The 3615-nt window shown below is 74.5% G+C and carries 3 protein-coding genes; all 3 read left to right on the forward strand.

Features of this window, described 5'->3' with window-relative positions:
• The first annotated feature begins 391 nt into the window (after positions 1 to 391).
• Positions 392 to 1687 carry an ergothioneine biosynthesis glutamate--cysteine ligase EgtA gene (gene egtA, locus LJ221_RS13090; RefSeq protein ID WP_241716559.1) on the forward strand — a complete coding sequence of 432 codons (1296 nt, stop codon included), beginning with the start codon at positions 392 to 394 and terminating at the stop codon, positions 1685 to 1687.
• The gene (gene egtB / locus LJ221_RS13095) at positions 1684 to 3093 is read left to right on the forward strand and encodes an ergothioneine biosynthesis protein EgtB (RefSeq protein WP_241716561.1); all 1410 of its coding nucleotides are present in this window, start codon (positions 1684 to 1686) and stop codon (positions 3091 to 3093) included. Before egtA ends, egtB begins: the two co-directional genes overlap by 4 nt.
• A partial coding sequence (locus tag LJ221_RS13100) for a class II glutamine amidotransferase (protein ID WP_241716563.1) occupies positions 3094 to 3615 on the forward strand: 522 nt, incomplete at its 3' end.

The following is a 3615-nucleotide window of genomic DNA, read 5'->3' on the forward strand; positions in this document are numbered from 1 at the left end:
GCCCCGCGGCCAGGAGGCGCAGTGTCAACGCCTCCGGATCGCCCACGTCGCCGACCAGCCATGAGACCGCCGCGCTGACGAGCGCGGCGGCCACCACGGCGGACGGCGCGAGCATCCGGTGAAGGGGCGGCGCATGGCGGTGGCGTCCTCGTGGCATGGGCTGGAATTTACCCTGTGGGCCGCCTCCGGAGAGGTCTCCGTCCGTATTCGTTGTGTATTCGCAGCCCAACCTAATGCCGTGGCTTACCGGACCGCGCTCGCGGGTACGGGCGGACAGCGAGCAGACGGCCACGCCACAGCCGTCTGCCCGTCCTTGCAAGGCGGACGTCCCCGACGGCACCGGCAGGGTTATTGCGCGCGGCACCGGCCGCATCCGAGGAGGCAGGACCCCATGGCGTACGGAGAACCGGACGAAAGCGGCGGGAGCGGACGGCTGACCGAGGACGCCGCCGAGGCGCGGATCGCGGAGCGATGCTTCAGGACCGGTCCTCCCCGCCGCGTCGGCGTGGAACTGGAGTGGCTGGTACACGACCGGGACGACCCGCGACGCGCCCTGTCGGCCGAGCGCCTCACCGGCGCCGTGGCCCCGCTGGAGCCGCCCGGCGGCCTGCCGGGCGGGAGCGCGCTGACCCACGAGCCGGGCGGGCAGCTCGAACTCAGCTCCGCCCCGGCCGACTCCCTGAACGAGTGTCTGACGGCCGTGGCGGCCGATCTGGACGTCCTGCGGCAGACCGTGGAGTCGTCCGGACTGCGGCTCGTCGGCCGCGGTGTGGACGACATCCGCCCGCTCGGCCGGGTGCTGGACCATCCCCGGTACCGGGCGATGGAGTCCTTCTTCGCCCGTTCGGGCCCGTGGGGCCGGGTGATGATGTGCGGGACCGCGTCGGTCCAGGTGTCCCTGGACTCCGGTGACGACACCGCGGACACCTCGGGCTTCCGCCTCCGCTGGGAGCTGGCACACCGCCTCGGCCCGGTGCTGGTGGCGGCCTTCGCCAACTCCCCGTTCTGGCGGGGTCGCCCCTCGGGCTGGCGCTCGACCAGGCAGGCGGTCTGGGCACGCCTCGACCCGGGTCGCACCCGCACACCACGCGGCGGCGATCCCCGTACGGCCTGGGCCCGCTACGCGCTGGACGCGGAGCTGATGTGCCTGCGCCGCTCCGGTACCGACTGGACGGCGCCGCCGGGGCTGAGCTTCCGCTCCTGGCTGCGTGGTCCGCGCGGGGAACGGCCTCCCACCACCGGGGACCTGGACTACCACCTCAGCACGCTGTTCCCGCCCGTCCGACCGCGTGGCTGGCTGGAACTGCGGATGATCGACGCCCAGCCCGGCGACGGCTGGATCGTACCGACCGCGGTCGCCACCGCCCTGCTGGACGATCCCATCGCCGCCGACGCCGCGCTCGCGGCCACCGAGTCCCTCGCCCCGCCCGGGGAACCGCCCGCCACGGCCGTGTGGCTGCGCGCGGCCCGGCTCGGCCCCGCCGCCCCGGAACTGGGCAAGGCCGTACGGGCCTGTTTCACCGCCGCCGAGGCCGCCCTGGCCCGGGCCCGGGTGTCCGCCGGGGTACGCGACGCCGTGGAACGCTTCGCCGAGCGCTACGCGGACCGCGACCGCTGCCCCGCCGACGACCTGCTGGACACCGTCCGCCGGAACACGGCGGCCGCACACCGGAAGGAGACGAAATGAAACACGACCACGGCGGCCCCGCCGGCGCCACGGCGACCGCCGCCCCCGCCCAGGCCGCCTCCCCGCCCGGGACCGACGTGCGGGCCCGGGCACTGGAGGCACTCGGGGCCGCGCGGCGCAGGACACTGGCCCTGACCGACTGCCTCGACGACGAGGAGCTGATGGCCCAGCATTCACCCCTGATGTCCCCGCTGGTCTGGGACCTGACCCATGTGGGCAACCAGGAGGAGATCTGGCTGCTGCGCGCGGTCGGCGGCCGGGAGCCGCTACGCGCCGACCTCGATCCGCTCTACGACGCCTTCCGCAACCCCCGCGCCGACCGCCCGGCGCTGCCCCTGCTGCGCCCGCCGGAGGCCCGGCGCTACATCGCCGAGGTGCGCGAGCGGGTGCTGGGGGTACTGGCCGAGTCCCCGTTGGAGGGCTCGCCCCTGCTGGAGAACGCCTTCGTCTTCGGCATGACCGCCCAGCACGAGCAGCAGCACTGCGAGACGATGCTGGCCACCCACCAGCTGCGCCGGGGCCCCGCGGTACTCGACGCCCCCGCGCCGCCGGCGGCTCCCGCCAGCGGCGCGGACCTGCCGCGCGAGGTACTGGTGCCCGGCGGCACGTTCACCATGGGCACCTCCGCCGATCCCTGGGCGCTGGACAACGAACGGCCCGGTCACACCGTGGACGTGCCCGCCTTCTATCTGGACACCGTCCCGGTCACCTGCGGCGCGTACCAGGAGTTCATCGACGACGGCGGATACGACGACCCCCGCTGGTGGACTTTGGAGGGCTGGACGTACCGGCGGGAGGCGGGGCTGTCCGCCCCGCTGTTCTGGGAACGCCGCGACGGCGTCTGGCTGCGCCGCCGCTTCGGCCGCACCGAACCGGTGCCGCCCGACGAGCCCGTGATGCACGTGTGCTGGTACGAGGCCGACGCGTACGCCCGTTGGGCGGGCCGCCGGCTGCCCACCGAGGCCGAGTGGGAGAAGGCCGCCCGCCACGATCCGGCCACCGGCCGTTCGCTGCGTCATCCCTGGGGGGATGCCGAGCCGACCCCCGAGCTGGCCAATCTCGGCCAGTGGCATCTGCGGCCCGCTCCGGCCGGTGCGTATCCCTCGGGGGCCGCGCCGTGCGGGGCGCGGCAGCTGCTCGGCGACGTGTGGGAGTGGACATCCTCCGACTTCACCGGCTACCCCGGCTTCGCCGCCTTCCCCTACCGGGAGTACTCCGCGGTGTTCTTCCCCGGCGGCCCGGGTGGATCTGCCGGGTACAAGGTGCTGCGCGGTGGCTCCTTCGCCGCGCACCCGGTCGCCTGCCGCGGCACCTTCCGCAACTGGGACCTCCCCGTCCGGCGGCAGATCTTCTGCGGTTTCCGCACCGCCCGGGATGCCGCCCCCGCGGAGAACGGAGGCCGGTAGATGTGCCGCCACCTGGCCTATCTGGGCCCTCCGCTGAGTCTGCGCGAGCTGCTGGTCGACCCGCCCGGGGGCCTCTACACCCAGTCCTGGGCCCCTCGCAGACAGCGGTACGGCACCGTCAACGCCGACGGTTTCGGCATCGGCTGGTACCCGGATGACGGGACACCGCCCGCCCGCTACCGACGCGCGGTACCGGTGTGGGCCGACGGCAACCTGCCCGACCTGGTCCGCACCGTGCGCAGTGGCGCGGTGCTGGCGGCGGTCCGCTCGGCCACACCGGGCACCACCCAGGACGAGTCGGCGGCGGCGCCGTACCGGGACGGGCGGTGGCTGTTCAGCCACAACGGCGCCGTCCCCGACTGGTCCCGCGCACCGGCCGGACTCACGGGGGATCTGTCGCCCGGCGACCTGCTGTCGATGGAGTCCCGCTGTGATTCGGCACTGCTGTGGTCACTGGTGCTGCGCCGCCTGCGGGCCGGGAGGGCCGTGCCCCCGGTCATGTACTCGCAGCCGTGGTCGCCC

Origin of the sequence: Streptomyces sp. CNQ085 (assembly GCF_022614595.1) — a bacterium.
Classification (GTDB): domain Bacteria; phylum Actinomycetota; class Actinomycetes; order Streptomycetales; family Streptomycetaceae; genus Streptomyces.

What these genes read in the sequence shown, in the direction of transcription:
- egtA (WP_241716559.1), top strand. Translation starts at nt 392, where the DNA reads ATGGCGTACGGAGAACCGGACGAAAGCGGCGGGAGCGGACGGCTGACC.
- egtB (WP_241716561.1), top strand. Translation starts at nt 1,684, where the DNA reads ATGAAACACGACCACGGCGGCCCCGCCGGCGCCACGGCGACCGCCGCC.